The 23202-nt window shown below is 71.4% G+C and carries 22 protein-coding genes; 11 read left to right on the top strand and 11 right to left on the bottom strand.

The features are described 5' to 3' along the window. The first annotated feature begins 56 nt into the window (after positions 1 to 56). On the top strand, positions 57 to 1409 hold the full coding sequence (locus E4V99_RS05805) for a solute carrier family 23 protein (protein ID WP_135116652.1): 1353 nt from the start codon (positions 57 to 59) through the stop codon (positions 1407 to 1409). 88 nt (positions 1410 to 1497) lie between these two features. Here the strand turns inward: E4V99_RS05805 and E4V99_RS05810 are convergent, their stop codons facing one another. The 5 genes from E4V99_RS05810 to E4V99_RS05830 form a co-directional block, all read right to left on the bottom strand. Continuing rightward, positions 1498 to 2508, bottom strand: a complete 1011-nt coding sequence (locus tag E4V99_RS05810; protein WP_187270431.1) for a LacI family DNA-binding transcriptional regulator — start codon at positions 2506 to 2508, stop codon at positions 1498 to 1500. A 25-nt stretch (positions 2509 to 2533) separates the two neighbouring features. Next, positions 2534 to 4012, bottom strand: a complete 1479-nt coding sequence (locus tag E4V99_RS05815; RefSeq protein WP_135116653.1) for a GH1 family beta-glucosidase — start codon at positions 4010 to 4012, stop codon at positions 2534 to 2536. A 36-nt stretch (positions 4013 to 4048) separates the two neighbouring features. Next, on the bottom strand, positions 4049 to 4984 hold the full coding sequence (locus E4V99_RS05820; protein ID WP_240742763.1) for a carbohydrate ABC transporter permease: 936 nt from the start codon (positions 4982 to 4984) through the stop codon (positions 4049 to 4051). After that, entirely contained in the window at positions 4981 to 6021 is a 1041-nt protein-coding gene (locus tag E4V99_RS05825) for a sugar ABC transporter permease (protein WP_135116654.1), read from the bottom strand. Before E4V99_RS05825 ends, E4V99_RS05820 begins: the two co-directional genes overlap by 4 nt. A gap of 73 nt (positions 6022 to 6094) precedes the next feature. After that, positions 6095 to 7399 (bottom strand): ABC transporter substrate-binding protein, encoded by a 1305-nt coding sequence (locus E4V99_RS05830; RefSeq protein ID WP_135062579.1) that lies wholly within the window; start codon positions 7397 to 7399, stop codon positions 6095 to 6097. Between the two features lie 209 nt (positions 7400 to 7608). On the opposite strand from E4V99_RS05830, the gene purS reads away from it, so the two are divergent. The 3 genes from purS (at position 7609) to E4V99_RS05845 (ending at position 9648) form a co-directional block, all read left to right on the top strand. Next, entirely contained in the window at positions 7609 to 7857 is a 249-nt protein-coding gene (gene purS, locus E4V99_RS05835; protein WP_135062577.1) for a phosphoribosylformylglycinamidine synthase subunit PurS, read from the top strand. Next, positions 7854 to 8561, top strand: coding sequence for a phosphoribosylformylglycinamidine synthase subunit PurQ (purQ, locus tag E4V99_RS05840; protein WP_135062575.1), 708 nt, complete (start codon positions 7854 to 7856; stop codon positions 8559 to 8561). Before purS ends, purQ begins: the two co-directional genes overlap by 4 nt. A gap of 166 nt (positions 8562 to 8727) precedes the next feature. Beyond that, positions 8728 to 9648 (top strand): 2-hydroxyacid dehydrogenase, encoded by a 921-nt coding sequence (locus tag E4V99_RS05845; RefSeq protein WP_135116655.1) that lies wholly within the window; start codon positions 8728 to 8730, stop codon positions 9646 to 9648. An 87-nt stretch (positions 9649 to 9735) separates the two neighbouring features. On the opposite strand, the gene E4V99_RS05850 is transcribed toward E4V99_RS05845, so the two are convergent. After that, the gene (locus E4V99_RS05850; protein ID WP_135062571.1) at positions 9736 to 10311 is read right to left on the bottom strand and encodes a nucleotidyltransferase family protein; all 576 of its coding nucleotides are present in this window, start codon (positions 10309 to 10311) and stop codon (positions 9736 to 9738) included. Between the two features lie 67 nt (positions 10312 to 10378). Between E4V99_RS05850 and E4V99_RS05855 the strand changes: the two genes are divergently transcribed. The 7 genes from E4V99_RS05855 (at position 10379) to E4V99_RS05885 (ending at position 18847) form a co-directional block, all read left to right on the top strand. Beyond that, positions 10379 to 11422, top strand: a complete 1044-nt coding sequence (locus E4V99_RS05855; RefSeq protein WP_135116656.1) for an XdhC family protein — start codon at positions 10379 to 10381, stop codon at positions 11420 to 11422. 128 nt (positions 11423 to 11550) lie between these two features. Then, entirely contained in the window at positions 11551 to 12762 is a 1212-nt protein-coding gene (locus E4V99_RS05860; protein ID WP_135062567.1) for an MFS transporter, read from the top strand. After that, positions 12759 to 13226: an SRPBCC domain-containing protein gene (locus tag E4V99_RS05865; RefSeq protein WP_135116657.1), complete on the top strand. Its 468-nt coding sequence runs from the start codon at positions 12759 to 12761 to the stop codon at positions 13224 to 13226. Before E4V99_RS05860 ends, E4V99_RS05865 begins: the two co-directional genes overlap by 4 nt. Further along, complete coding sequence (locus tag E4V99_RS05870) at positions 13223 to 13537, top strand: metalloregulator ArsR/SmtB family transcription factor (RefSeq protein WP_135116658.1); 315 nt, start codon at positions 13223 to 13225, stop codon at positions 13535 to 13537. The genes E4V99_RS05865 and E4V99_RS05870 overlap by 4 nt, the downstream gene beginning before the upstream one ends. Positions 13538 to 13770: 233 nt before the next feature. Continuing rightward, the gene (locus E4V99_RS05875; protein ID WP_135062561.1) at positions 13771 to 14589 is read left to right on the top strand and encodes an FAD binding domain-containing protein; all 819 of its coding nucleotides are present in this window, start codon (positions 13771 to 13773) and stop codon (positions 14587 to 14589) included. Then, the gene (locus tag E4V99_RS05880) at positions 14586 to 17384 is read left to right on the top strand and encodes a molybdopterin cofactor-binding domain-containing protein (protein WP_135116659.1); all 2799 of its coding nucleotides are present in this window, start codon (positions 14586 to 14588) and stop codon (positions 17382 to 17384) included. Before E4V99_RS05875 ends, E4V99_RS05880 begins: the two co-directional genes overlap by 4 nt. Positions 17385 to 17410: 26 nt before the next feature. Further along, positions 17411 to 18847, top strand: coding sequence for a flotillin family protein (locus E4V99_RS05885; RefSeq protein WP_135116660.1), 1437 nt, complete (start codon positions 17411 to 17413; stop codon positions 18845 to 18847). Positions 18848 to 18925: 78 nt separating this feature from the next. Here E4V99_RS05885 and E4V99_RS05890 read toward each other — a convergent pair whose 3' ends face one another. The 5 genes from E4V99_RS05890 to E4V99_RS05910 are packed head-to-tail and all read right to left on the bottom strand — an operon-like array spanning position 18926 to position 23192. Next, positions 18926 to 19534 (bottom strand): cupin domain-containing protein, encoded by a 609-nt coding sequence (locus E4V99_RS05890; RefSeq protein WP_135062555.1) that lies wholly within the window; start codon positions 19532 to 19534, stop codon positions 18926 to 18928. Positions 19535 to 19547: 13 nt separating this feature from the next. Next, complete coding sequence (gene add, locus E4V99_RS05895) at positions 19548 to 20615, bottom strand: adenosine deaminase (protein WP_135062553.1); 1068 nt, start codon at positions 20613 to 20615, stop codon at positions 19548 to 19550. Between the two features lie 45 nt (positions 20616 to 20660). Continuing rightward, positions 20661 to 21545 carry an ABC transporter permease subunit gene (locus E4V99_RS05900; protein WP_135062551.1) on the bottom strand — a complete coding sequence of 295 codons (885 nt, stop codon included), beginning with the start codon at positions 21543 to 21545 and terminating at the stop codon, positions 20661 to 20663. Next, the gene (locus E4V99_RS05905) at positions 21542 to 22378 is read right to left on the bottom strand and encodes an ABC transporter permease subunit (RefSeq protein ID WP_135116661.1); all 837 of its coding nucleotides are present in this window, start codon (positions 22376 to 22378) and stop codon (positions 21542 to 21544) included. Before E4V99_RS05905 ends, E4V99_RS05900 begins: the two co-directional genes overlap by 4 nt. Further along, positions 22368 to 23192 carry an ABC transporter ATP-binding protein gene (locus E4V99_RS05910; RefSeq protein ID WP_135062547.1) on the bottom strand — a complete coding sequence of 275 codons (825 nt, stop codon included), beginning with the start codon at positions 23190 to 23192 and terminating at the stop codon, positions 22368 to 22370. Before E4V99_RS05910 ends, E4V99_RS05905 begins: the two co-directional genes overlap by 11 nt. Positions 23193 to 23202 lie beyond the last annotated feature (10 nt).

Here is a 23202-nt window from a genome sequence, read left to right on the forward strand (position 1 = left end):
CGCCGAAACGCCGCGTATCGCTATGGTGTCGGAGGCGCTACCCGAGGAGGACCCCGATGCCGGTGTGGAAATTGCATGGAAACGGCCGAACCGTCGAGCCCGGCGCGGTCGTGCGCCCCGATGAGCGGCTGAACTGGCCCGCGACGATCGCGGTGGGCGTGCAGCACGTCGTCGCGATGTTCGGCGCGACCTTCCTCGTCCCGGTGCTGACCGGATTCCCCGTCTCCACGACGCTGCTGTTCTCCGGCATCGGGACGCTGCTGTTCCTCCTCGTCACCCGCAACAAGCTCCCCAGCTACCTCGGCTCCTCGTTCGCCTTCATCGCGCCGGTCACCGCCGCCACCGCCTCGGCGGGGATGGGATCGGCGCTGGCCGGTATCGTCGCCGTCGGCGTGCTGCTGGCCGCGATCGGCTTCGTCGTGCAGTTCGCCGGCATCGGCTGGATCGACAAGCTCATGCCGCCGGTGGTGGCCGGCGCGATCGTCGCACTCATCGGCTTCAACCTCGCCCCCGTGGCGTGGGACAGCTACCAGCAGCAGCCGCTGCCCGCCACGATCACCCTGGCCGCGGTCATCCTCTTCAGCGTGATGTTCCGCGGTTTCCTCGGTCGCATCTCGATCGTCCTGGGTGTCGTCGTGGGCTACCTGGTCACCGTCGTGCTGCAGCTGGTCACGGGTGAGCAGCTCATCGACTTCGCCCCGGTGGCGGATGCCGCGTGGATCGGGCTGCCCGAGTTCCACCTCGCCGACTTCGCGTCGCCTGGCACGTGGAGCGTCATCGCGATGTTCCTGCCGGTCGTGCTCGTCCTCATCGCCGAGAACGTCGGACACGTGCGCGGCGTCGCCACCATGACCGACCCTTCGGTGAACCGCTCCACCGGCCGCGCGCTCATCGCCGATGGCGCCGCGACGACCCTGGCCGGCGCCTTCGGCGGCTCGGGCACCACCACTTACGGCGAGAACATCGGCGTCATGGCCGCCACGCGCGTGTACTCCACCGCGGCCTACTGGGTCGCCGGGTCCGCCGCGATCGTGCTGAGCCTGTCGCCGAAGATCGGCGCGGTGTTCAACACCATCCCGCCGGGCGTCCTCGGCGGCGTCACGACGGCCCTGTACGGACTCATCGGCATCATCGGCATCAAGATCTGGGTCGACAACCGCGTGGACTTCTCCCGCCCGGTCAACCAGTACACCGCGGCGGTATCGCTCGTGATGGCCATCGCCGGGTTCACGATGGTCTGGGGCGAGTTCTCCCTCGGTCCGATCGTGCTCGGCGCCGCGGCGGCCCTGGTGATCTACCACCTCGGCAACCTCGTCGCCCGGCTCCGCAAGACCGGTGCCGATGACGGCGGGCCGATCCCGGCCGTCGGGCAGCTCGGCGGCGACCCGCTCGACAGCGACCCCCGCTGACCCGGCGGCGGCCGGCGCCCACCGCTCGCGCGGCGCCGGCCGCCGCGTCCGTCCGCGCGGCGGCCCCGCCGCATCCGTCCGTCAGGACTCAGGCGGACTCGCGCACCACGAGCTCGATGGGCAGGATCGTCGAGTGCGCGGCGTCCCTGCCCGCGAGCAGGTCCAGCAGCACCGCCGCCATGCTCGCGCCCTGGCCGCGGGAGGGCTGGCGGATCGTCGTGAGCGCCGGGGTGACCGCCGTCGCCACGGGCGAGTCGTCGAAGCCGATCAGGGCGAGATCCCCGGGCACCGAGACCCCCGCCTCGCGCAGCGTGGCCAGCGCCCCGCGCGCCATCAGGTCGCTGGCGACGAACAGCCCGTCGGGGGCCGCGCCGGACTCGAGGATGCGGCGCATCGCGTCGGCGCCCCCCGCCTCCGAGAAGTCGCCGTCCTCGACGGCCACCAGATCCAGTCCGGCCTTCTCGGCCGCCTCGCGGAAGCCGCGGAGCCGGTCGGTGGCCGAGGTCATCGTCGCCGGTCCGGAGATGCTCGCCAGGCGGCGGTGCCCCTGCTCGACGAGATAGCGCGCCGCCTCCCGGCCGCCGCCGACGTTGTCGATGTCGACGTAGTAATCCGACGGACCGATACGCCCGGGGCGGCCGCCGTAGACGACCGGCAGGTCGGCGGCGATGAGGTCGAGGAATGTGTCGCTCGTGTGGTGCGACGCGACGATGACCCCGTCCACACTTCCGCTGCGCAGGTACGTGGTCGCCTTGTCGTGCGGATCGTCGCTGGCGATGATGAGGTTCAGGACGTACTCGGACTGGGCCATCCGCTCGTGCACGCCGGCGACGATCGACGCGAAGAACGGATCGCCGAAGAACCGGTCGGTGTCTTCGGGGATCACGAAGGCGATCGCGTGGGTCTGCCGGCGCGCGAGCGAGCGCGCGGCTCGGTTGGGCACGTAGTTGAGGTCGGCGATCGCGCGGCGCACCGCATCCAGCGCCGTCGGTGAGACGGCCGTCGATCCGTTGACCACGCGCGACACCGTCGAACGCGACACGCCTGCGCGCGCCGCGACCTCTTCGATCGTGACGGCTTCCCGCGTCATGAAGCTCATCGGCCCCTCCTCGCCGAGCGGGACGCTACGCGTGGGCGGGATCGTCCAGCGCGCGGTCGGCGATGATGCGACTGTATCGAAGCCCGGAGCGCTTGATCGACCGCTCCTGGGTCTCGTAATCCACACGCACGATGCCGAACCTCTTGTCGTAACCCCACGCCCATTCGAAGTTGTCCAGCAGCGACCAGTAGAAGAAGCCTCGGACATCCACACCCTGGTCGATCGCGTCGAGGATCGCCCCGAGGTGCAGCTCGACGAACTCGGTGCGTTCGGCGTCGTCCACCTCCACGCGGCCGTCCACGACGACCGGCTCGTCCTCGTACGCCGCGCCGTTCTCGGTCACGACGAGGGCCACGCCGCGCTCGGCGGTGTACTCCTCGTGGACGCGGCGGAGCAGGCGGGTCAGACCCTCCGGCTGCACCTCCCAGTTCATCGACGTGCGGGGCAGCCCGCGATCGTGCCAGAAGATGTTCTCCGACGCCGGGAACGGCGACTGCGTGCGGCGCGACGTCGGCGCGTCGCCGCCGCCGGGGGCATCCGCCGGCGGGCGACCCGCGACGAAATCGCCGTGGTAGTAGTTGACGCCCAAGGTGTCCAGCGGAGCGGCGATCGTCTCCAGGTCGCCCGGGTGCACGGCGGCTTCCAGGGCCGCCACGGCCTCGGGGTCCACGCGACGGAAGTCGTCGAGGATGTCGCCGGGATACCTGCCGCGGAACACCGGGTCGAGGAACCAGCGGTTGAACTGCCCGTCGATGCGACGGGCGGCATCGACGTCGGCCGGATCCGTGGCATCCACCGGATCGGCGACGGTGAGGTTGAGCGTGACGCCGAGGTTGAGGGACGCGTCGCGCGCGCGCAGCTCGCGGATCGCGGTGCCGTGACCCAGCAGCAGGTGGTGGGCCGACAGCATCCCCTCGGCCGCCGAGTAGTGGCCGGGTGCGTGCGCACCGGCGGTGTAGCTGAGGAACGACGAGCACCACGGCTCGTTGAGGGTCGCCCAGTCCTGCACGCGGTCGCCGAGCGCGTCGTGCATGTCGAGGGCGTACTCGGCGAAGCGCTCGCTGGTCTCGCGCACGGTCCATCCGCCGCGCTCCTCGAGCGCCTGCGGCAGGTCCCAGTGATACAGCGTCAGCCACGGGCGGATGCCGGCATCCAGCAGTTCGTCGACGAGCCGGCGGTAGAAGTCCAGGCCCGCCTGGTTCAGCGGACCGCCGTCGGGGCGCACGCGCGACCACGACGTGGAGAAGCGGTAGGTCTGCAGGCCGAGCTCCTTCATGAGCGCGACGTCCTGCGGGTACCGGTGGTAGTGGTCGCACGCGACATCGCCGTTGTCACCGCGCAGCACGGCACCCGGCACGCGGCAGAACGCGTCCCAGATGCTCGCACGCCGGCCGTCCTCGAACGCGGCGCCCTCGATCTGGAAGGCGGCCGTCGCGGCGCCGAACCGGAAGCTCGGCGGGAACTCGCGCAGTCCGGGGCGCGCCGAAAGGGCGGTGGTGGTCATGGAAGGGGGATCCTCTCGTCGGATGTCGGTCACGCCTCAGCCCTTCACGGCCCCGGCCATGATCCCGCTGATCAGCTGCTTGCCCGCGATGATGAACAGCACCAGAAGGGGGATCGTCGCCAGGACCGCGCCGGTGAGGACGATCGAGTAGTCGATGTAGAAGCCGGACTGCAGCTGGCTCAGCGCCGTCTGCAGCGTCGGGTTGGACGGGCTGAGCACGATCAGCGGCCACAGGTAGTCGGTCCACGCCGTCATGAAGGTGAACAGCCCGAGGATCGCCATCGCCGGGCGGGCCGCGGGCAGACCCACCGTCAGGAACGTGCGGAACTGGTTGGCCCCGTCCATGCGGGCAGCCTCGATGAGCTCGTCCGGGATGACGTCGACGAGGTACTGGCGCATGAAGAACACCCCGAACGCCGTCACGAGCGTCGGCACGATGACCGCGCCGATGGTCCCGGTCCAGCCGAGTTCGCGCATGACCATGAACAGCGGGATGATGCCCAGCTGCGTGGGGATCGCCATGGTGGCGATGACGAAGACCAGGAGGCCGTCGCGGCCGCGGAAGCGGAGCTTGGCGAAGGCGTATCCGGCGATCGTGGAGAACGTCACGACCGACAGGGTGATGATCGCCGACACGAGCACCGAGTTGCCCAGCGCGAGCCAGAAGGGGATCGCGTCGAACACGCGCGCCGCGTTGGCGAGGAAGTTGCCGCCGGGGATGAGAGGCAGCGTCTCGCCGCGTGTGGCGTTGGTCCCCGACCCGACGACGAACGACCACCACAGCGGGTAGGCGCTGCCGATGATGAACGCCGCCAGCAGGCCGTAGGTGAGGAAGCCGGGGCGGCTGCCGATGCCGGCGGGACCCGCCTCGCGCGGCTTGCGGCCGCCGGCGCGTCGCGGGCTGCGCGGGCGGTCGGGCTCGACCGCATCCACCTGCACCGGGGGAAGGGGCTCGGGGATCGTGATGCTCATGCGTCCGCTCCGTTCTGTGCGCCGCGGCGCGCAGCCCTGCGCGCCCGACGCGTCGGCCTGCCCTCGCCGGTGGCGATGCGGCGGGCGATCAGGAAGTTGATGATGCCGATGCCGACGATCAGCAGGAACAGCAGCCAGGCGACCGTCGACGCCTCGCCCAGGTTGCGGCGGAAGAACGCCAGCTCCCACAGGAAGAGCACGGTGGTCTGGAACTGCCGGTCGCTTCCGCCGATGCCGCCCGCGGTGGAGACATCGAACAGGCGCGGCTCGGCGAAGATCTGCAGCCCGCCGATCGTCGCGGTGATGACGACGAAGATGAGCGTCGGACGGATCGTCGGGATCGTGATCGAGAAGAACCGGCGCACCGCCCCCGCGCCGTCGATCGCGGCCGACTCGTACAGGTCGCGCGGGACCGCCTGCATCGCCGCGAGCAGGATGAGGGCGTTGTAGCCGGTCCAGCGGAAGTTGACCATGATCGCGATCGCGAGGTGGCTCAGGAACGTGTCGTGCTTCCACTGCTGGTCGGCGATGCCGATGAGGTTGAGCAGGTTGTTGGCGAGGCCGTCGGCCTCGTTGAAGATGCTCGAGAAGATCAGCGCGGTCGCCACGGGGGTGACGACGAAGGGCAGCAGGACGCTCATGCGCCAGAAGGTGGGCGCCCGCAGACCACGGTCGAGGAGGTAGGCCACCACCAGTGCGACGGCGAGCTGCGGGATCGCCGAGAGCAGGAAGATGCTCAGGGTGTTGAAGATGGAGTTCCAGAACATCCGGTCGCCGAGGATCTCGACGAAGTTGCCGAATCCGACGAACTCCCCCTGGCCCTTGAGCAGGTCCCATTCGAACAGCGAGACGTTGAGGGTGTAGATCAGGGGGAACAGCCCGACGAGCCCGAAGAGCAGGAAGAAGGGCGCGATGTACAGGTAGGGCGAGGCCTTCTGGTCGGCCTTGGACATCCGCTGACGCAAGCGCGAACGGCGGGGAGCGGGAGGCGGGGCGTCGGCGGCGACGGTGTCGGGGCGGATCGCGGTGGCAGTCATGTCGAGTCCTCTCGAGGAAGGCGCATGCGGGATCCCGGACGAGTCCGGAGACCCCGCATGCGTCAGCCGATCGCTAGTCGACCAGGTCGTTCAGCAGGTCGAGCGACTGCTGCCAGGCACCGTCGGTGTCGGTCTCGCCGCGGTCCAGTGCCGACAGCGGCGGGCCGAACACGTTCTCCTGGATGACGGAGTCCTGCGGTCCCTTGAACTGCGCGATCACGCCCTGGGCGCGTTCGGCGAGGATGGCACCGGTCGGAGCGTCGTTGAAGAACTCGTGGGGCGTGGCCTCGGCGGCGAGCGCCTCCTGCGCCTCGATCGTGCTGGGGAAGTTGCCCGCTGCGGCGGACTGCTTCACCTGCTGCTCGGGCTGGGTCAGCCAGTCGGCCAGCTTCGCGGCCTCTTCTTTGTGCTCGGAGGTCTCGGTGACGGAGAGGAAGGCGCCACCCCAGTTGACCGGTCCGCCAGGGAAGACGTCGGCGAAGTCCCAACCGGTGGTGGCGTCGCCGCCGCCGGCCTCGGCGTTGCCCTGCAGGACGCCGAGCATCCAACCGGGGCAGACGAACGTCGCGAAGGTGCCGTCGACGAACGACTTGCCGCCGTTCCAGTCCCACGCCGCCTGCGCGGCCGACAGGCCGTCTTCAGCGGCCGCGCCGAGCAGCTCGAACCGGTCCTGCAACTCGGTGTTGCCTTCGACGTTCAGCTCGCCGTCGGCGGTGTAGTAGCCCTCGGGCAGCTGGTTGACCATCGAGTTCCAGACGAACCCGGAGTGGTCGTACCAGGCCTTGCCGGTGGTCTCCTTGTACTGGCGGCCCACGTCGAAGTAGTTCTGCCAGTCACCCTCGAGGAGGGTCGCGACCTCGGCACGGTCGGTGGGCAGGCCCGCGGCGGCGAATGCCGGGCCGTTGTAGCACAGGCCGACCGGGCCGATGTCGGTGCCGTAGCCGATGACACGACCCTCGGGGTCGGTGGCCTGGTCGTACTTCCACTCCACCCAGTCGGACTTGCGATCCTCGATGCCGTGATCGCGCAGGTCGACGAAGTTGTCGGAGACCTCCATGATCGCCCCGAGCCAGCCCTCTTCGATAGCGACGATGTCGGACAGGCCCGAGCCGGCGGCGAGCTTGGTGAACGCATCCGTGCGGGCGTTACCGCCCGTGTCGATGTTGGTCGCCTCAATGGTGATGTTCGGGTTCAGCTCTTCGTACTCCGCGTAGAGGTCGTCGTAGCCGAAGGTGCCGAAGGTCGTGATCGACAGCGTGATGTCGCCGTCGGAGTCGCCCTCTGCGGCGCCCCCGCCGGCGCAGCCGGCGAGCACGAGAGCTGTGGTGGATGCGACGGCTGCCACGAGGGCGGAGCGTCGCAGGACGCGTGATGACACAGGTCACTCCTTTGTGGGTGGTGTTCGGACGGCTTCAGCGTGGGAGCGCTCTCACCGGATTGACGGTCAGCGTATGGGATCGCTCCCACGAAGTCAAGGGAGCGCTCCCATGGCGCGTCGGAGCCGTGCGGTGAGGCCGGAACGACGCCTCCCGGCGGGCGGGCCCATAGGATGGGAGCGCCTGCTTTCCCGCGATTCCTGGAGCTCGAATGCCCACCATCGTCGTCGACGTCATGCCCAAGGCCGAGCTGCTGGATCCCCAGGGCAAGGCGGTGTCGGGAGCACTCAGCCGCATGGGCGTCGAGAACTTCTCCGATGTGCGCATCGGCAAGCGCTTCGAACTGACGGTCGAGGGCGAGGTGGACGACGACGTGCTCGCCACCGCCCGCCGGATCGCCGACGAGGTGCTCTCCAACGCCGTCATCGAGGACGTCGTCGGCATCGAGGTGGTCCCGTGACCGCCCGCATCGGGGTCATCACCTTCCCCGGTTCACTCGATGACCGCGACGCGCAGCGCGCGATCTCGATCGCCGGTGGCGAGCCGGTGGCGCTGTGGCACGGCGACCACGACCTGAAGGGCGTCGACGCGCTCGTCCTGCCCGGCGGCTTCAGCTACGGCGACTACCTGCGGGCGGGGGCGATCGCCGCCCTCGCGCCGATCATGGCCGAGGTGAAGGATGCTGCGGCCAAGGGCATGCCCGTGCTCGGCATCTGCAATGGATTCCAGATGCTCGTCGAAGCGCACCTGCTGCCGGGCGGGCTGATTCGAAACGCCCACCAGCAGTTCATCCGCCGCGACCAGCGACTTCGCGTGGAGAACGCCTCGACGGCGTGGACGAGTGACTTCGCCGAGGGCGAGGAGATCGTCATCCCCCTCAAGAACGCCGACGGCGGCTACATCGCCGACGCCGAGACTCTGAAGCGGGTTCACGGCGAAGGCCTCGTGGCCCTGCGCTACCTCGGGGTGAACCCGAACGGGTCGATCGACGACATCGCCGGCATCACCAACGAGCGCGGGAACGTCGTCGGCCTCATGCCGCACCCCGAGCACGCGGTCGAGCCCGGCTTCGGCCCCGGCACCGCCGTCGCCATGCGCTCCGGTGTCGACGGTCTCGGGTTCTTCTCCTCGGCACTGTCCGCCGTGGTCGCCGCCGCCGCCTGAGCCGCCGCATCCGCGCCCGGCGCCGCTACTGAGGCCGCGGCGCCGCTACCGAGCCCGCCGTTTCGCGAGAGTGCATCACCTCGGCGAATCCGCACCGGATTCGGTGCACTCTCTCCGAGTCGATGCACTCTCGCCGGCGCGTGTGGGTCGCCACTACGGTGGGAGGGTGACCAGCGTCGTCGTCTCCGTACCCACCGAACAGCTCGCCGCCGACATCCAGCCGCTGCCCGACGGGGTCGATGTGGTCGTGTGGGATCTCGACTCCCCCGCGCCGCGGGATCGGTTCGACATGGTCGTGCCGCCGTACATGGGCCTCGCGACGGTGCTGAAGAACCTCAGCGGCATCGAGGTGGGACTCATCCAGAGCCAGTCGATCGGCTATGACGGGGTCGACGCCGTGCTGCCGGAGGGGCAGGCCTTCGCGAATGCGTCGTCCGTGCATGAGACCTCCACGGCCGAACTCGCCGTGGCGCTGACCCTTGCGGTCCAGCGCGGCATCCCCGGTTTCGTGCGCGCGCAGGATGCCGGGAAGTGGTCGCAGGGCTTCGCCGAGAGCCTCGCCGACCGCCGCGTGACCCTCCTCGGCTACGGCGGCGTGGGCAAGGCGATCGCCGCGCGCCTGGCCGGATTCGAAGTTCGGCTGCGCGCCGTCGCCAGCCGAGCCCGCACAGAGGACGGCATCGAGGTCGCCGCGATCGACGACCTCGCCGAGGTCCTCGCCGACACCGAGGTGCTCATCGCCTCTCTTCCCGGCGGAGAGTCCACGACGCACCTGATCGACGACGCCGCGCTGTCGGCGCTGCCCGACGGCTCGCTGGTCGTCAACGTCGGGCGAGGACCGCTCATCGACACCGACGCCCTCGTCGACCACGTGCGTCGTGGGCGGATCCGCGCGGCGCTGGACGTCACCGACCCCGAGCCGCTGCCCGAGGGGCACCCCCTGTGGGGGCTGCCGGGCGTGCTCATCGCGCCGCACGTGGGCGGCGCGACCACCGCCATGCGGCCGCGGATCGCACGCCTCGTGAAGACCCAGATCGAGCGGCTGCACGCCGGTGAGCCGCCGCTGAACGTCGTGCTCGGCGGCTGATCCGCTGCCGTCGGGCGCTGGCCGGCGCGGCTGCCTCGCCCGGCGTGGCGCCTCGCGCGACGCCCGGCACGCGGCGTGACGTCCGCGTCACGGTCGCCGGTCGTGATCCGCGCCGTCCCACAGGTCGCCGCACTCGACCGCCGTCGCGCCGGCGCGGGTGAGGAACGCCCCGGCGCCCGCATCGCCCGACAGCCATGCTCGCAGCTCCGCCCAGTGGGCCGAGCCCACGAGCACCGGATGCCCCGGCTTTCCGCCGTACGTCGCCCGCACGAGCGCGACCCGCGGATCGTCCCCGCCGGCAGCGCGGATGCGGGTGACCGCCGCGGCGGGAAGCCCCGGGGTGTCCACGGGCGTCAGGATGACGGCATCCGCGCCGACCGCCGCATCCAGCCCCGCAACCACCGAGCGGGACAGGCCCGCCTCCCAGTCCGTTGCCACGACGACGCGTGCCGGCGGCGGCACCAGGAGCGCGGCCGCCTCGGCCCCGGCGCCGAGGACGACGATGACGTCGTCGCATCCGCCGCCCTGCAGAGCCTCCACCGCCCGCTGCACCCACGGGCTTCCGTCCGCGCCCGACGCCAGCGCCTTGGGGCCTCCGAAGCGGCGACCCGCCCCCGCGGCCAGCACGACGCCGGTGACGCGGGGCAGGGCGGGAGCGGCCATCGCGACAGCGTATCGACCGACCCGGCCCCGTAGCGTCCGCGAAACATCACCGGTCTACCGTGTGGCCATGCTCGAACTCGCCGACTCCCTGCTGCCGGTGCTTCACGCCGGGGAGCCGGTGGCGGTCGTCACCGTGATCCGCGTGGCGCGCAGCGCACCGCGCGGGCCGGGCGCGGCGATGGCCGTGCACCGCGACGGTTCGGTCATCGGATCCATCTCCGGCGGATGCGTCGAAGGCGACGCCGTGCTGCTCGCCACGCAGGTGCTCGCGACCGGTCGCGGCATGGTGGCCTCCCTCGGCTTCAGTGACGAGGCGGCCCATGCCGCGGGCCTGGCGTGCGGGGGGAGCGTCGACGTCGTCATCCACCGCGTCGACCCCGCGGATGCGGTGGCACGGGCGGCGCTCGAGGTCCCCGTCGATCGCTCGGCCCGCGTGGGCATCGTCGTCTCAGGGGTGGCCGCGGGCCGTCTGATCCCCGGCGACGGGCTGCCTGCCGAGACCCGCATTCTCGAATCGGCATATGACGGCGCCGACGTCTTCGTGGTGCAGCGCGACCCCCGGCGACGCCTGGTGATCGCAGGCGCCGGGGAACACGCGATCGCCCTGTGCCGCGTGGCCTCCGCGGCCGGCTTCGCCGTCACCGTGTGCGACGTGTGGGAGCGGCTCGTCACGGCCGAGCGGTTCCCGACCGCGGAGCGTCTCGTCGTGGGCACGCCCGCCGAGCACCTGGACGACCTCGTGGGGCCCGACCCCGCGCGCGCAGCCGTGTGCGTCCTGAGCCACGACGAGCGCGTCGATGTGCCGACGCTCGCGGCCGCACTGGAGCTCGGCGCCGGGTTCGTCGGCGCGATGGGCGCCCGCGGAACCGTCGCCCACCGCGCACGGCTGCTCGCGGAGGCGGGAGTGGACGCGGCGGAGATCGCCCGCATCCACGCTCCGCTCGGCCTGGACCTCGGCGCCCCCTCCCCGGCCGGCACCGCGATCTCGATCCTCGCCGAGATCACCGCCGCGCGGCACGGCGGCACCGGCCTCCCGCTGCGAGAGCTCACCGGACCCCTGCACCGCTCGGCGGCCTCGTGCACGGTCGCCGCCGCGCCGCAGCCCGCGTAACCCCGCCGGTCGGGCGAAGACGCCCGGGATCGTCACACCGTCTGTTTCGTATCCGACCGCAACCTGCTGGTTGCACCACCTTCCTTCCTCTGCAATTATCTAGTTGCAGATAGCGAAGGGAACCTGGGATGCTTCGGATCACGCGCACGAAGATCGTGCTGGCGGTGCTCTTCGCCGGCGCGTTCACGATGGGAAGCGCCGAGATGCTCGTCGTCGGCATGCTCGACCTGCTGGTCGCCGACTTGGGGGTCTCCATCGCCGCGGCCGGGGCTCTCGTCACCGCCAACGCGCTCGGGCTCGCGCTCGGCGGTCCGATCCTCACCGCGCTGACAGCGCGATGGGACCGGCGACGCGTTCTGCTCGGCGCCGGTGCGGTCTTCGTCGCGGTGACGCTCGTGCCTGTCCTCCTCCCGGCGTACGACCTCTTCCTGGCGCTGCGCGGTGTGGGCGGAGCGGCGCAGGGACTCTTCATCGCGGCAGCGATCACGACAGCCACCAGCGTCGTCCCACCCGCGCGCGCGGGCCGGGCCATGGCCACCGTGATCTCCGGATTCGCCAGTGCCAGCGCCCTCGGGCTGCCGCTGGGCACGCTGCTCGGGCAGGCGATGGGCTGGCGTGTGTCGTTCGCTGTCGTCACGGCGGTGGCGATCGTCGTGCTGACGGTGGGATGGCGCGTGCTGCCCTCCGTGCCCGCACGGTCCGAGACTCGGATGGGCGGCCTGGCCCGCGCCGCCCTGGCTCCACGCGTGCTCGCCCTCCTCGCCGTCTGCGCGCTGGTGTTCACGGCGATCCAATCCGCCCTCACCTACCTCGTGCCGCTTCTTCTGGACGTCACCGGCGTCGCCGCGCCCGCCGTCGGCGTGTACCTGATGCTCTACGGCGTCACGACGACGCTCGGCTCGGCCGCGGGCGGGCGCTTCGCCGACGCCGGAGCCGCGCGCACGCTCGTGATCGGAAGCATCGGAGTCGCCGCATCCCTCGCCCTCCTGTGGCTGGGCAGCGACAGCGCGCTCCTCGCCGGGCTCGCCGTGGCCGGCATCGGGGTGTTCGGCATGGGCATGGCCCCGTCGATGCAGCATCGCGTCGCTGAGCTCGCCGGCCCGGGCGCTCCGCTGGCGGCGTCCCTGCCGTCGTCGGCGGTCAATGTCGGCATCGCGGCGGGGTCGCTTCTCGGAGGTGCCGGGGTCGATACCGTGGGGCTGACCGCCGCATCCGCTACCGGCGCCGTCGTCGCCGTGCTCGCCATCGTCGCGGCCCTGGTGACCTCCCCCCTCCGGCCGCCCACGGAGACCACCACGCTGCCCGCCTCCCTCGCCCATTCCCGGAAGGACCCCGCATGACCCTCGACAACCCCGCCGCCACCCTGGACGAGTCGACGCTGACGGTACGGCGCAGCATCCGCATCGCCGCGCCCGTCGAGAAGGTGTGGCAGGCCGTGACCGAGCCGGAGCACATCTCCCGGTGGTTCGCCCGCACCACCCTCGACGATGCCGGCTCCGGCGCGATCGTATTCCCCAGCCGCGGCGCGGTTCCCCTCCGGCGGATCGCCGCCGACGCCCCGCGTTCGGTGACCTACCGGTGGAACAACGACGACGCACTCGCGGCGTTGCCCGCCCACTACGACGACGCGCGGGCGACCGAGTTCACCTTCACGCTGGCGGCCGTGGACGGCGGCACCGAGCTGACCGTGGTGGAGACCGGGTTCGCCGCGACCTCCGACCCACTCACCAATCTCCGGGCGCACCGGGAGGGCTGGACCATCGAACTCGACACGCTCGTCGCCCTCCTCGGAGGCGGACAGTGAGCGCGACGCTGGTTCCCGTCTTCGCCGCGCTGGGCGACGACACGCGCTGGAGCATCCTCGCCGCACTCGGGGAGGGCGACGCCTCGGCATCGGCGCTCGCCCATCGCCTGCCGGTGAGCCGGCAGGCGATCGCCAAGCATCTCGCGATCCTGGAGACGGCCGGGCTCGTCGAGCCTGTGCGGGCCGGCCGGGAAGTGCGCTTCCGGGTGCTGGGGGCGCAGCTCGGCGCGACCGCCCGCCGGCTCGACGAGATCGGCGCGGCCTGGGAGAAGCGCCTCACCGCCATCCGCGACATCGCCGAATCGCTCTGACCGCGGCCCGGTCCGCCGCATCCACCGGCGTCCGGGAGTGTTCAGAATTCAGGAGATCTGGGGCGCGCACCGGCCCCGGCGGGCGGCCGCGCGGCGTGTCTCCTGAATTCCGAACCACTCGGCCCCTCGCCGACCCGGACTCGGCCGCGTGTCACGCGGAATGTTGATGACGGAAACATCCGGGTAATCCGGCGGTGTTTGACTGCTCGCAGCCCGACCGAGCGGAGGAAGCCGTGGACATCCACACCGTCACGAGCTTCCGCCGCGCCGGCTCGCGCGCCGACCTCGACCTGGGTGCGGGCGAGGTCTTCCTCGCCGGCGGCACGTGGCTTCTGAGCGAACCGCAGCCCGATGTCACCGGCTTCGTCGACCTCACGACCCTCGGCTGGCCCGACCTCGAGATCTCCGCCACCGGGCTCCGCATCGCCGCCACGTGCACGATCGCGCGCCTGGTGGCCTGGGCGCGCACCGCAGCACCCGAGGACTGGCCGGCCGCCGCCACGATCCCGGATGCGGCGAACGCACTTCTGGCGAGCTTCAAGATCTGGAACACCGCGACGATCGGCGGGAACGTCGCGCGCTCCTTCGCGGCCGCGGGGATGGTCGCCCTCGCCGCCGGGCTGGACGGCGTCGCCGAGATCTGGACTCCCGACGGCGGCGAGCGCCGCACGCCCGTCGCCGACCTCGTCACCGGCAACGGCACGAACAGCCTCGGCCCCGGGGAGGTTATCCGCGCGATCGAGCTGCCCGCGGCCGCGCTGGCATCGCGCTTCGTCCTGCGGAAGATCGCCCTCGCCGAGTTCGGCCGCTCCGGCGCGGTCGTCACCGGCCGGCTGGACCCCAGCGGCGCGACGGTCTTCGGCATCACCGCCGCGACCGAGCGGCCCACGGTGCTGCGCTTCCCGGGACTCCCGGATGCCGTGCACCTGCGCGCCGCGGTCGCAGCGGCATCCGGCTACTACAGCGATCCGCTCGGGTCGGCCGACTGGCGGCGCGGAGTGAGCACGACCCTGGCGGAGCGGATCCGCGGCGAACTGGCGGAGGCGGCGTGAGGTTCGAGGTCAACGGGGAGCCCGTCGAGGCGGATCCCGCCGCAGGGCAGTGCCTGCGCACCCTCCTTCGCGAGAGCGGGCACACGGAGGTGAAGAAGGGATGCGACGCCGGAGACTGCGGCGCCTGTTCGGTGCTGCTGGACGGCGCCCCGGTGCACTCGTGCATCGTGCCCGCCCAGCGCGTGGCGGGACGGGCCGTGACGACGGCGGCGGGCCTCGCGCGCGGCGATGCGCTGCATCCGGTGCAGGAGGCCCTCGCGAGCGGGTTCGGATTCCAGTGCGGCTTCTGCACGCCCGGGATGTCGGTGACCGCCTCGACGCTGTGCGCCGACGACCTGCCCGAGCTCGACCGGACGATGCGGGGGAACCTGTGCCGCTGCACCGGGTACCGGCCGATCCGCGAGGCGATCACCGCATCCGTCCTCGGCCCCGTGCGCGAGACCTCCGGCGCGGCCGCCGGAGAGGGGGTTGGAGCCTCCGTCGCGCCCCCGGCGGCGGCCCGGATCGTGCAGGGTCTCGAGCCGTTCACCTTCGACGAGCCGGTCGCCGGCGCGCTCACCCTCCGCGTGCTCGGATCGCCGCACGCCCACGCGCGGATCGTGTCGATCGACACCACGGCGGCCGCGCGCATCCCCGGCGTGGTCGCGATCTTCACGCACGAGGATGCTCCGGCGACGCGCTTCTCGACCGGTCGTCACCAGCACCGCACCGACGATCCCGACGACACCCGCGTGCTCGACGACGTCGTCCGCTTCCGCGGGCAGCGGGTCGCTGCCGTGGTGGCAGAGACGGCGGCGGCCTCCGAAGCCGCGCGCCGCGCGATCCGCGTCGAGTACGAGCTTCTCCCCGCCGTCTTCGACCCCGAGGAGGCGCGCCGGCCGGGCGCACCGCTGCTGCACCCCGACCGCACCCCCGACGATCGCGTGCACGAGGCAACCCGCAACGTCGTCGCCTCGATGCACGAGGAGCACGGCGGGGATGCGACGGCCGCTCTCGCGGCAAGCGCCGTGACGGTCAGCGGCACGTGGCAGACGAGCCGCGTGTCGCATGCGCAGCTGGAGACGCATGGCGCGGTCGGCTGGCTCGACGACGACGGACGGCTCGTGATCCGCGCCAGCACGCAGGTTCCGTTCCTCACGCGCGACGAGCTCGCGCGGATCCTCGACCTCGACCCCGACCGCGTCCGTGTGCACACCGCGCGCGTGGGAGGCGGATTCGGCGGCAAGCAGGAGATCTTCGCCGAAGATCTCGTCGCCCTCGCGGTGCTGCGCACCGGCCGTCCGGTCGCGTACGAGCTCTCCCGGACCGAGGAGTTCCAGCGCACCTCCTTCCGGCATCCGATGCGCGTCTCGGTGTCACTCGGAGCGACGCAGGACGGGCGCCTGACCGCGATGCGGGTGGAGGTGCTCAGCGACACCGGCGCCTATGGCAACCACGCCATCGGGGTTCTGTTCCACGGCGTCGCGGAGTCCACGACGGTGTACCGGGTGCCGGTGCGCCGCATCGACGCCGAAGCCGTCTACACGAACAACCCGCCCTCCGGCGCCTTCCGCGGCTACGGCCTCGGGCAGGTCATGCTCGGTGTCGAGTCGGCGATGGACCTCCTGGCCCAAGAGCTCGGGATCGACCCGTTCGAGCTGCGCCGGCGCAACGTCGTGCGCGCCGGGGATCCGCTGCATCCCGACGACGACGCGTTCGAGGAGGACCTCGTGTGGGGCAGCTACGGGCTGGACCAGTGCCTCGACCTCGCCCAGGCGGCGCTGGCCCGGGGCAACGGCGTCGAGGCCCCGACGGGCCCGAATTGGCGGGTCGGGGAGGGTATGGCGCTCGGGATGATCGCCACCATGGCCCCGCGCGGCCACATCGCCCACACCTCCGCGACCCTCCGCCCCGACGGCACCTTCCTGCTGCGCGCCGGGACGGCCGAGTTCGGCAACGGCACCACCACCGTGCTGCGTCAGATCGCCGCATCCGACCTGTCCGCCGGCTTCGACCGCATCGAGCTGCGCACCGCCGACACCGACGCGGTGCGCCACGACACCGGCGCGTTCGGGTCGGCGGGGATCACGGTCGCCGGCAAGGCGCTGCACGCGGCGTGTCTCGCGCTGCGGGAGCGGATGCAGCGGATCGCCGCGTCGCTCGCCGGCGCCCCCGCGCATACGCCCGCGGAGCTGACCGCGGAGGGGGTGCGGGTCGGGGAACGCCTCATCGGGTTCGCCGACGTCGTCGGAGCCGCAGCATCCGAGGAGCGCACTGCCGAGGGGCTCATCTCGACGGGGGCGGAGTTCGGGAACGTGCGCTCGCTGGCGTTCAACGTGCACGCCGCACGCGTCGCGGTCGACGTGGACACCGGGACGGTCCGGGTGCTCCAGTCCGTCCACTCCGCCGACGCGGGCTTCCTCATGAACCCCGCGCAGGTGCGCGGGCAGGTCGAGGGCGGGGTCGCGCAGGGCCTGGGCAGCGCGCTGTACGAAGAGGTCCACCTCGAGGACGGACGCGTGCTCAATCCGGTCTTCCGGCAGTACCGCGTGCCGCAGTTCGCCGACATCCCCGACACCGAGGTCTACTTCGCCGAGACCTCCGACACGGTCGGCCCGTTCGGCGCGAAGTCGATGAGCGAGTCCCCCTACAACCCGGTGGCGCCCGCGATCGGCAACGCGATTGCCCGGGCTCTCGGCATCCGCGGTCATCACCAGCCCTTCTCCCGCGACCGCGTGTGGCGCCTGGCGGCGCCGCTGCGAGAACGCGCCGACGCCATCGTGGCCATGACGGCTGCCGACGGCCCGATAGGTTGAGAGCAAACTCGAATGAAGGGGCATCCATGGATCTCGTCGCTCTCGGAGGGGTCGGTCTCCTCGTTCTGATCGGGGTGGGCGTCGCCGTCGTCGCGCTCATCATCATCCTCATCTTGATCCGCGCGTGGTACCGCGTCGCCCGCGCCGACGAGGCGCTCGTCATCGTCGGTAAGAAGCAGCGGATCACTCCCGACGGAGACTCCTCGCGCATCACCGTGATCACCGGCGGCGGGGCGATCGTGAACCCGCTCACCCAGCGGGCGGAGATGATCTCCCTCCGCGCACGGCAGATCAAGATGGAGCCGGTGGCGCAGTCCTCCAACGGCGTCACCGTCAACGTCAGCGGTGTCGCGCTGGTGAAGATCGGCTCCGATCCCGATTCCGTGCGTCGCGCCGCGGAGCGCTTCGCGTCGCAGGATGCGGCGATCGAGCAGTTCACGACCGAGCAGCTGGAAGGCGCCCTCCGCGGCGTCGTGGCCACGCTGACCGTCGAAGAGCTCATGCGCGACCGCCAGCGCCTGTCGGACCAGATCGCCGACGGCATCAAGCACGACCTGTCCAGCCAGGGGCTCATCCTGGACTCGTTCCAGATCCAGGGCATCACCGACTCCAACGGCTACATCGGCGCTCTCGGCGCCACCGAGGTCGAGCGCGTCAAGCGCGACGCCGAGGTCGCGAAGATCAACGCCGACCGTGAGATCCGCCGCCGGCAGATCGCCACGGACGAGGCCAACCTCATCGAGCAGACCGCGCTGGACAAGAACACCGCCGCGGCCAAGGCCGAGGTCGGCCGCGCCAACGCCGAGGCCGAACAGGCCGAGGCCCTCGCCCGCGCCGAGCGTCAGCAGGCGGTCCTCGTGCAGGAGGCGGAGAACACCCAGGCGCGCCTCGAATCCGAGGTCAGCCGCGTCGCCGACGCCGACCTGTACCAGCGCCAGCGGCGCGCCGACGCCGACGCCTACGCGCACGTCAAGGCGGCCGAGGCCCAGGCCGAGATCGCCGAGCAGGACGCCACCGCCGTCCGGCTGCGCGCCGAGGCCGATGCCCACGCCGAGCGCCTGCGCGGCGAAGCCCGGGCCGCCGCGATCAGCGCGGAGGCCGAGGCCCTCGCGAAGAACCAGGAGGCGCTCCTGGCCCAGCGCGCGCTCGAGGCGCTCGTGCCGCTCATGGCCGAGTTCGCCAAGGGCTACGACAAGGTCGGCTCGATCACGGTCCTCGGCGGCGACGGCGCCAGCTCGCACCTGGCGACGGAGTCGGCCACCGGCCTGCGCGCGTCGTTCGAGGCGGTTCGCGCGGCCACCGGCATCGACCTGACCGCGATCATCCAGGGCCGTGCCCTGGGTGAGGGGATCGCCGCCGGCACGGCGGCGGCGACCTCACCCGAGGCGCCCTCCGCGCACGCGGCAGCACCGGCCGCTGCGGCAGCATCCGCCGTCCCGGCCGCCGTCCCGGTCACCGAATGAGTACGGGCGGGTCCGGAGGTCGCCTCGGTGACTCCGGATCCGCCTTCCTCCCGTCCGGCTCACGCGAGCGCGTCGGCGTCAGCCGTCTTCGCCGGGGACGCTGGTTCCCTGCTTGACCACGACCAGCCGGTACGGGCGCCCGGTCGCCGACCACCAGCGGTGCGGCACACCGCCGACGTAATAGACCGAGTCTCCGACGGCGAGCCGCACCTCCCGGTCGCCGAGGTCGACCCGCACGTCCCCTTCGGCGACGTAGAGGAACTCGTCCTCCCGGTGGGTGAACACCTCCCCCGGAGCGGCGTTCGATCCCTCCAGTTCGAGCGGATGCAGCGGCCGGGAGCCGTGCGCGAGCATGCGCGCGTCGCCCGGCCCGAAGCTCTCGTCCACGCGCCCCTCGCCGCGCCGGTGCACCTCGATCCGGCCGGAGGTCGGCCCGGGGGCATCGGCGGCGGCGATGAGCTCGATCGGACTGGTCTGCAGCGCCACGGCGATCCTCCGCAGCGACGACAGGCTCGGCTGCGCCAGCCCGCGCTCGAGCTGGCTGAGGAACGGGTGCGACAGACCCGTCGCCTCGGCCAGCTGCACGAGCGTCTTGGCGCGCGCGTGCCGCAGGCGGCGGATCGAGGCGCCCAGGCGCGCGGTGGCCTCGGCGTCCCCCGCGGAGTCGTCGGCGGGCGGCGGCGTCACGGTCGGTGCGCTCCTACGCCGGGAGCGGCACTCCCTGCGCCGGGAGCGGTACACCCTGAGCCGTCGCGTACTCCTCGATGGCCGCGACGTACGCCGCGCGGCGGGCCGGGGTCAGCCACGCCGCCTCGAAGGAGTTGACCGCGAGCTGGACCAGCTCGGTCGGGGTCAGGCCCGCCTGCTGGGCGAGCGCGACGTAGTTGTCGCCCACGTACGCACCGAAGTAGGCCGGGTCGTCGGAGTTGACCATGACCCGCACGCCCTCGCGCAGGAGGCCGACGATCTCGTCCGCCTTCATCTGCTCGGTCACGAACGAGTTCGACACGGGGCAGGTCGTGAAGCCGAGTCCGCGTTCCTTCGCGAGGGCGACCAGCGCCGGGTCCTCCACGATGTTGGTGCCGTGGTCGATCCGGTCGACGCCGATCTCCTCCAGCACGGCGCGGATGTTCTCGATGGAGCCGACCTGGTCGATGTCGCAGTGCATCGTCAGGAAGAACCCCTCCGCCTTGGCACGGGCGAAGACGGCGGCGAACTTCGCCGGCGGATTGTCGCGCTCATCCGAATCCAGACCGACCCCGAGGATCCACGCCTTGTACGGCAGCGCCTCCATGAGGGTCGCCATGGCGTACTCGGCGGAGAAGTCGCGCAGGAAGCACAGGATGAGCTCGGCGCTGATGCCGAGTTCGTCCTGCGCGCGGACGGCGGCACGACGGTAGCCGGTGATGACGTTCTCGAACGGCACGCCGCGGCTGGTGTGCGCCTGCGGATCGAAGAACATCTCCGCGTGCACGACCCCCTGCTCCTTCGCCTTCAGCAGGTACGCCCAGGCCAGGTCGTGGAAGTCCTCGGCCGTCTGCAGCACCCGCATCGCCGGGTAGTACACCGCGAGGAAGCTCGTGAGGTCGGTGAAGTCGTAGGTCGCGCGCACCTCCGCCACGGTCTTCTCCGGCAGCTCGATGCCGTTGCGGGCAGCGAGGGCGAACTTCAGCTCGGGCTCCAGCGTCCCCTCCAGGTGCAGGTGGAGCTCGGCCTTGGGCAGGCCGTGGGCGAACGCGGTGAGGTCGAAATCGACGGGGGTGGTCATTCAGGTTCCTTCGGGTCGAACGGGTGGTGAGGGGTCATACGGTGCTCAGGAACGGTCGGCCATCCCCATGCGGGCCAGCACGACCGACTCTACGATCTGCACCAGGTTGTACAGCACGAGCGCGGTGCCGGTCACGAGCACGACGGCCGTCCACATGGCGGAGAACTGCGCGGCGGCGATGTAGCCGCCCACCGCACCGCCGATGCCGCCGCCCACGGCCAGCCACTCGGCCAGCAGCGCACCGGTGAGCGCGCCGGGGACGGAGATGCGCACGGCGGCGAAGAACTCCGGCAGGGAGCTGGGCAGCGCGACCTTCCGCAGGCGCGTCCACGAGCTGCCGCCGTACACCGAGATGAGGTCGTTCATCTGCGGCGAGGCCGACTTCAGCCCGAACGCGATCGTGACCAGGGCGGGGAAGAGCACGACGATGCCGCCGATCACGGCCACCGAGGCGAAGTCGCGGCCGAAGATGAGGATGATCACGGGGGCCATCGCCACCAGCGGAACCGAGCGCAGCAGCATTGCGAGGGGCATGAGCGCGTGCTCGATGCCCTTGCTGAGCTGGAACACGATCGCGACGATGAGCGCGACGGCGAGACCCGCACCGAAGCCGACGGCGGCGTGGCCGAGCGTCTCCCCCAGCTGACCGAACAACTGGGCGCGGTTGGCCGCGGCGTTGGGCATGGTGACGAGGAAGTTCCACACCTCCAGCGGCCCCTTGCCGACGTACGGCGAGATCTGGAACACCCACAGCGCCCCGACCCAGATGACCGTCACGGCGACGAGGGTGAGGACGAAGGTGAGGATGCTGCGACCCAGGGCGCGCATCGTCGCCCTGCGGGATTCACGGCGGATGTCCGCATCCAGGCGCGTGACCTGCTCGGCAGCAGCGGGGACCACCGGTGTGGGCGGGGCGAGGACGTCGGTCATCGTGCGGATCCCTTCGACCAGGGCGCGACGGCGCGCGCCACGAGACCGAGCAGCGCGTATCCGGCGAGCGCGACCGCCCCGGACACGAGCGCCACATCCCACACGCGGGCGGCGTTGAGCGCCTGCTGGGCGGAGATCATCGCCGGGCCCACGCCCACCGTGATCTTGCCGAAGAACTCCCCCAGGACGGCGCCGAGGAAGGCGGCCGGCACGGCGATCTGGAGGGCGTTGAGGATGCTGGGGAGCGAGGCGATGAGCCGCACCTTCCGCAGCTGTGTGAGACGCGATCCGCCGTAGACGGTGATGACGTCCAGGCTCGCCCTGTCGGCGGCCTTCAGACCCAGGAGCGCTCCGACGACGGTCGTGAAGAAGCAGCTGAGCGCGGCGAGGATGACAGCGGTGGGAGAGGGGTCGCCGGGCGCGGGGACGGGCACGATCACCACGATGAGCAGGCCGATCGCCACGATCGGCACGCAGTAGGTGAGGATCGCGACCTGCATGACGACGCCCTCCAGGCGCGGCACGATCAGCACGAGCGCGGCCAGCAGAAGGGCCAGCCCGTTGCCCCACGCGTAGCCGATACCGGCCTCGGTGAGGGTGACGGCGAAGTTGCGCGCGTAGAACTCCCACCCGGTGGCGAAGAACTCCACCACGACTTGGGGTGGCGTGGGGATCGCCTGCGCCCCGCCGGGGCCGACGTTGGAGAACACCGTGGCGGCGAGGATCCACCACAGCGCGACGACGCCGACGCCGCCGATGAGGCCCGTGAGCCACGCCGGAAGGTGGATGTCCTCCCACTGGATGGCGCGGGCCTTCGCCGCGTCAGTGGTCATCGGCGGCGGCGCCTCCCGCGCCGAAGAGCAGCTCGGAGGCATGGTCGACGTACTCGTGGAACTCGGGCGTGCGCATCATCTCCGGAGTGCGGGGGCGGGGCAGGTCGATCGTCATGACCTCTTTGATGCGACCGGGACGCGCGCTCATCACCGCGACCTGGTCGGAGAGGAAGATCGCCTCCGAGATGCCGTGGGTGACCAGCAGCGTCGTCGCCGGCTTCTCCGTCCAGATCCGCAGCAGCTCCAGGTTCAACTTCTGCCGCGTCATGTCGTCGAGCGCGCCGAACGGCTCATCGAACAGCAGCACCGACGGCTTCATGATGAGCGAGCGCGCGATGGAGACGCGCTGCCGCATCCCGCCGGACAGCTGCGCCGGCTTGGCCTTCTCGAAGCCCTTCAGACCGACGAGCTGGATCATCTCGCTCACGTACGCCTTGTCGACGGGTTTGCCGGCCACTTCGAAGGGGAGCTGGATGTTGGACTGCACACTGCGCCAGGGCAGCAGCGCGGAATCCTGGAACGCGATGCCGAGCTCGTTCGCCTTGCGCAGCTGCTTGGGGCTCTTGCCGTCGACGCGCGTCGTCCCGCTGGTCGGGTCTTCCAGGCCCGCGAGGATGCGGAGGATCGTCGACTTGCCGCATCCCGACGGTCCCAGCAGCGACAGGAACGTGCCCTGCTCGGTGTGGAGATCGGCGTTCTGCAGGGCGACGACGCTCTTGCGTCCGACGCTGAAGACCTTGTTGAGGCCGGTGATCTGGAGGCCGGTGCCCAGGGTGGTCCCCTGGGCACCGGCGAGGGTGGCCGTGTCGGTCACGTGATGCTCC

Source organism: Microbacterium sp. dk485 (assembly GCF_004570445.1).
Classification (GTDB): domain Bacteria; phylum Actinomycetota; class Actinomycetes; order Actinomycetales; family Microbacteriaceae; genus Microbacterium; species Microbacterium wangchenii.

Bases quoted from the DNA above. Each gene is read 5' to 3' on its own strand.
- E4V99_RS05805 (WP_135116652.1), top strand. From the start codon at position 57: ATGCCGGTGTGGAAATTGCATGGAAACGGCCGAACCGTCGAGCCCGGC.
- E4V99_RS05810 (WP_187270431.1), bottom strand. From the start codon at position 2,508: ATGAGCTTCATGACGCGGGAAGCCGTCACGATCGAAGAGGTCGCGGCG.
- E4V99_RS05815 (WP_135116653.1), bottom strand. From the start codon at position 4,012: ATGACCACCACCGCCCTTTCGGCGCGCCCCGGACTGCGCGAGTTCCCG.
- E4V99_RS05820 (WP_240742763.1), bottom strand. From the start codon at position 4,984: ATGAGCATCACGATCCCCGAGCCCCTTCCCCCGGTGCAGGTGGATGCG.
- E4V99_RS05825 (WP_135116654.1), bottom strand. From the start codon at position 6,021: ATGACTGCCACCGCGATCCGCCCCGACACCGTCGCCGCCGACGCCCCG.
- purS (WP_135062577.1), top strand. From the start codon at position 7,609: ATGCCCACCATCGTCGTCGACGTCATGCCCAAGGCCGAGCTGCTGGAT.
- E4V99_RS05850 (WP_135062571.1), bottom strand. From the start codon at position 10,311: ATGGCCGCTCCCGCCCTGCCCCGCGTCACCGGCGTCGTGCTGGCCGCG.
- E4V99_RS05855 (WP_135116656.1), top strand. From the start codon at position 10,379: ATGCTCGAACTCGCCGACTCCCTGCTGCCGGTGCTTCACGCCGGGGAG.
- E4V99_RS05860 (WP_135062567.1), top strand. From the start codon at position 11,551: ATGCTTCGGATCACGCGCACGAAGATCGTGCTGGCGGTGCTCTTCGCC.
- E4V99_RS05865 (WP_135116657.1), top strand. From the start codon at position 12,759: ATGACCCTCGACAACCCCGCCGCCACCCTGGACGAGTCGACGCTGACG.
- E4V99_RS05885 (WP_135116660.1), top strand. From the start codon at position 17,411: ATGGATCTCGTCGCTCTCGGAGGGGTCGGTCTCCTCGTTCTGATCGGG.
- add (WP_135062553.1), bottom strand. From the start codon at position 20,615: ATGACCACCCCCGTCGATTTCGACCTCACCGCGTTCGCCCACGGCCTG.
- E4V99_RS05900 (WP_135062551.1), bottom strand. From the start codon at position 21,545: ATGACCGACGTCCTCGCCCCGCCCACACCGGTGGTCCCCGCTGCTGCC.
- E4V99_RS05905 (WP_135116661.1), bottom strand. From the start codon at position 22,378: ATGACCACTGACGCGGCGAAGGCCCGCGCCATCCAGTGGGAGGACATC.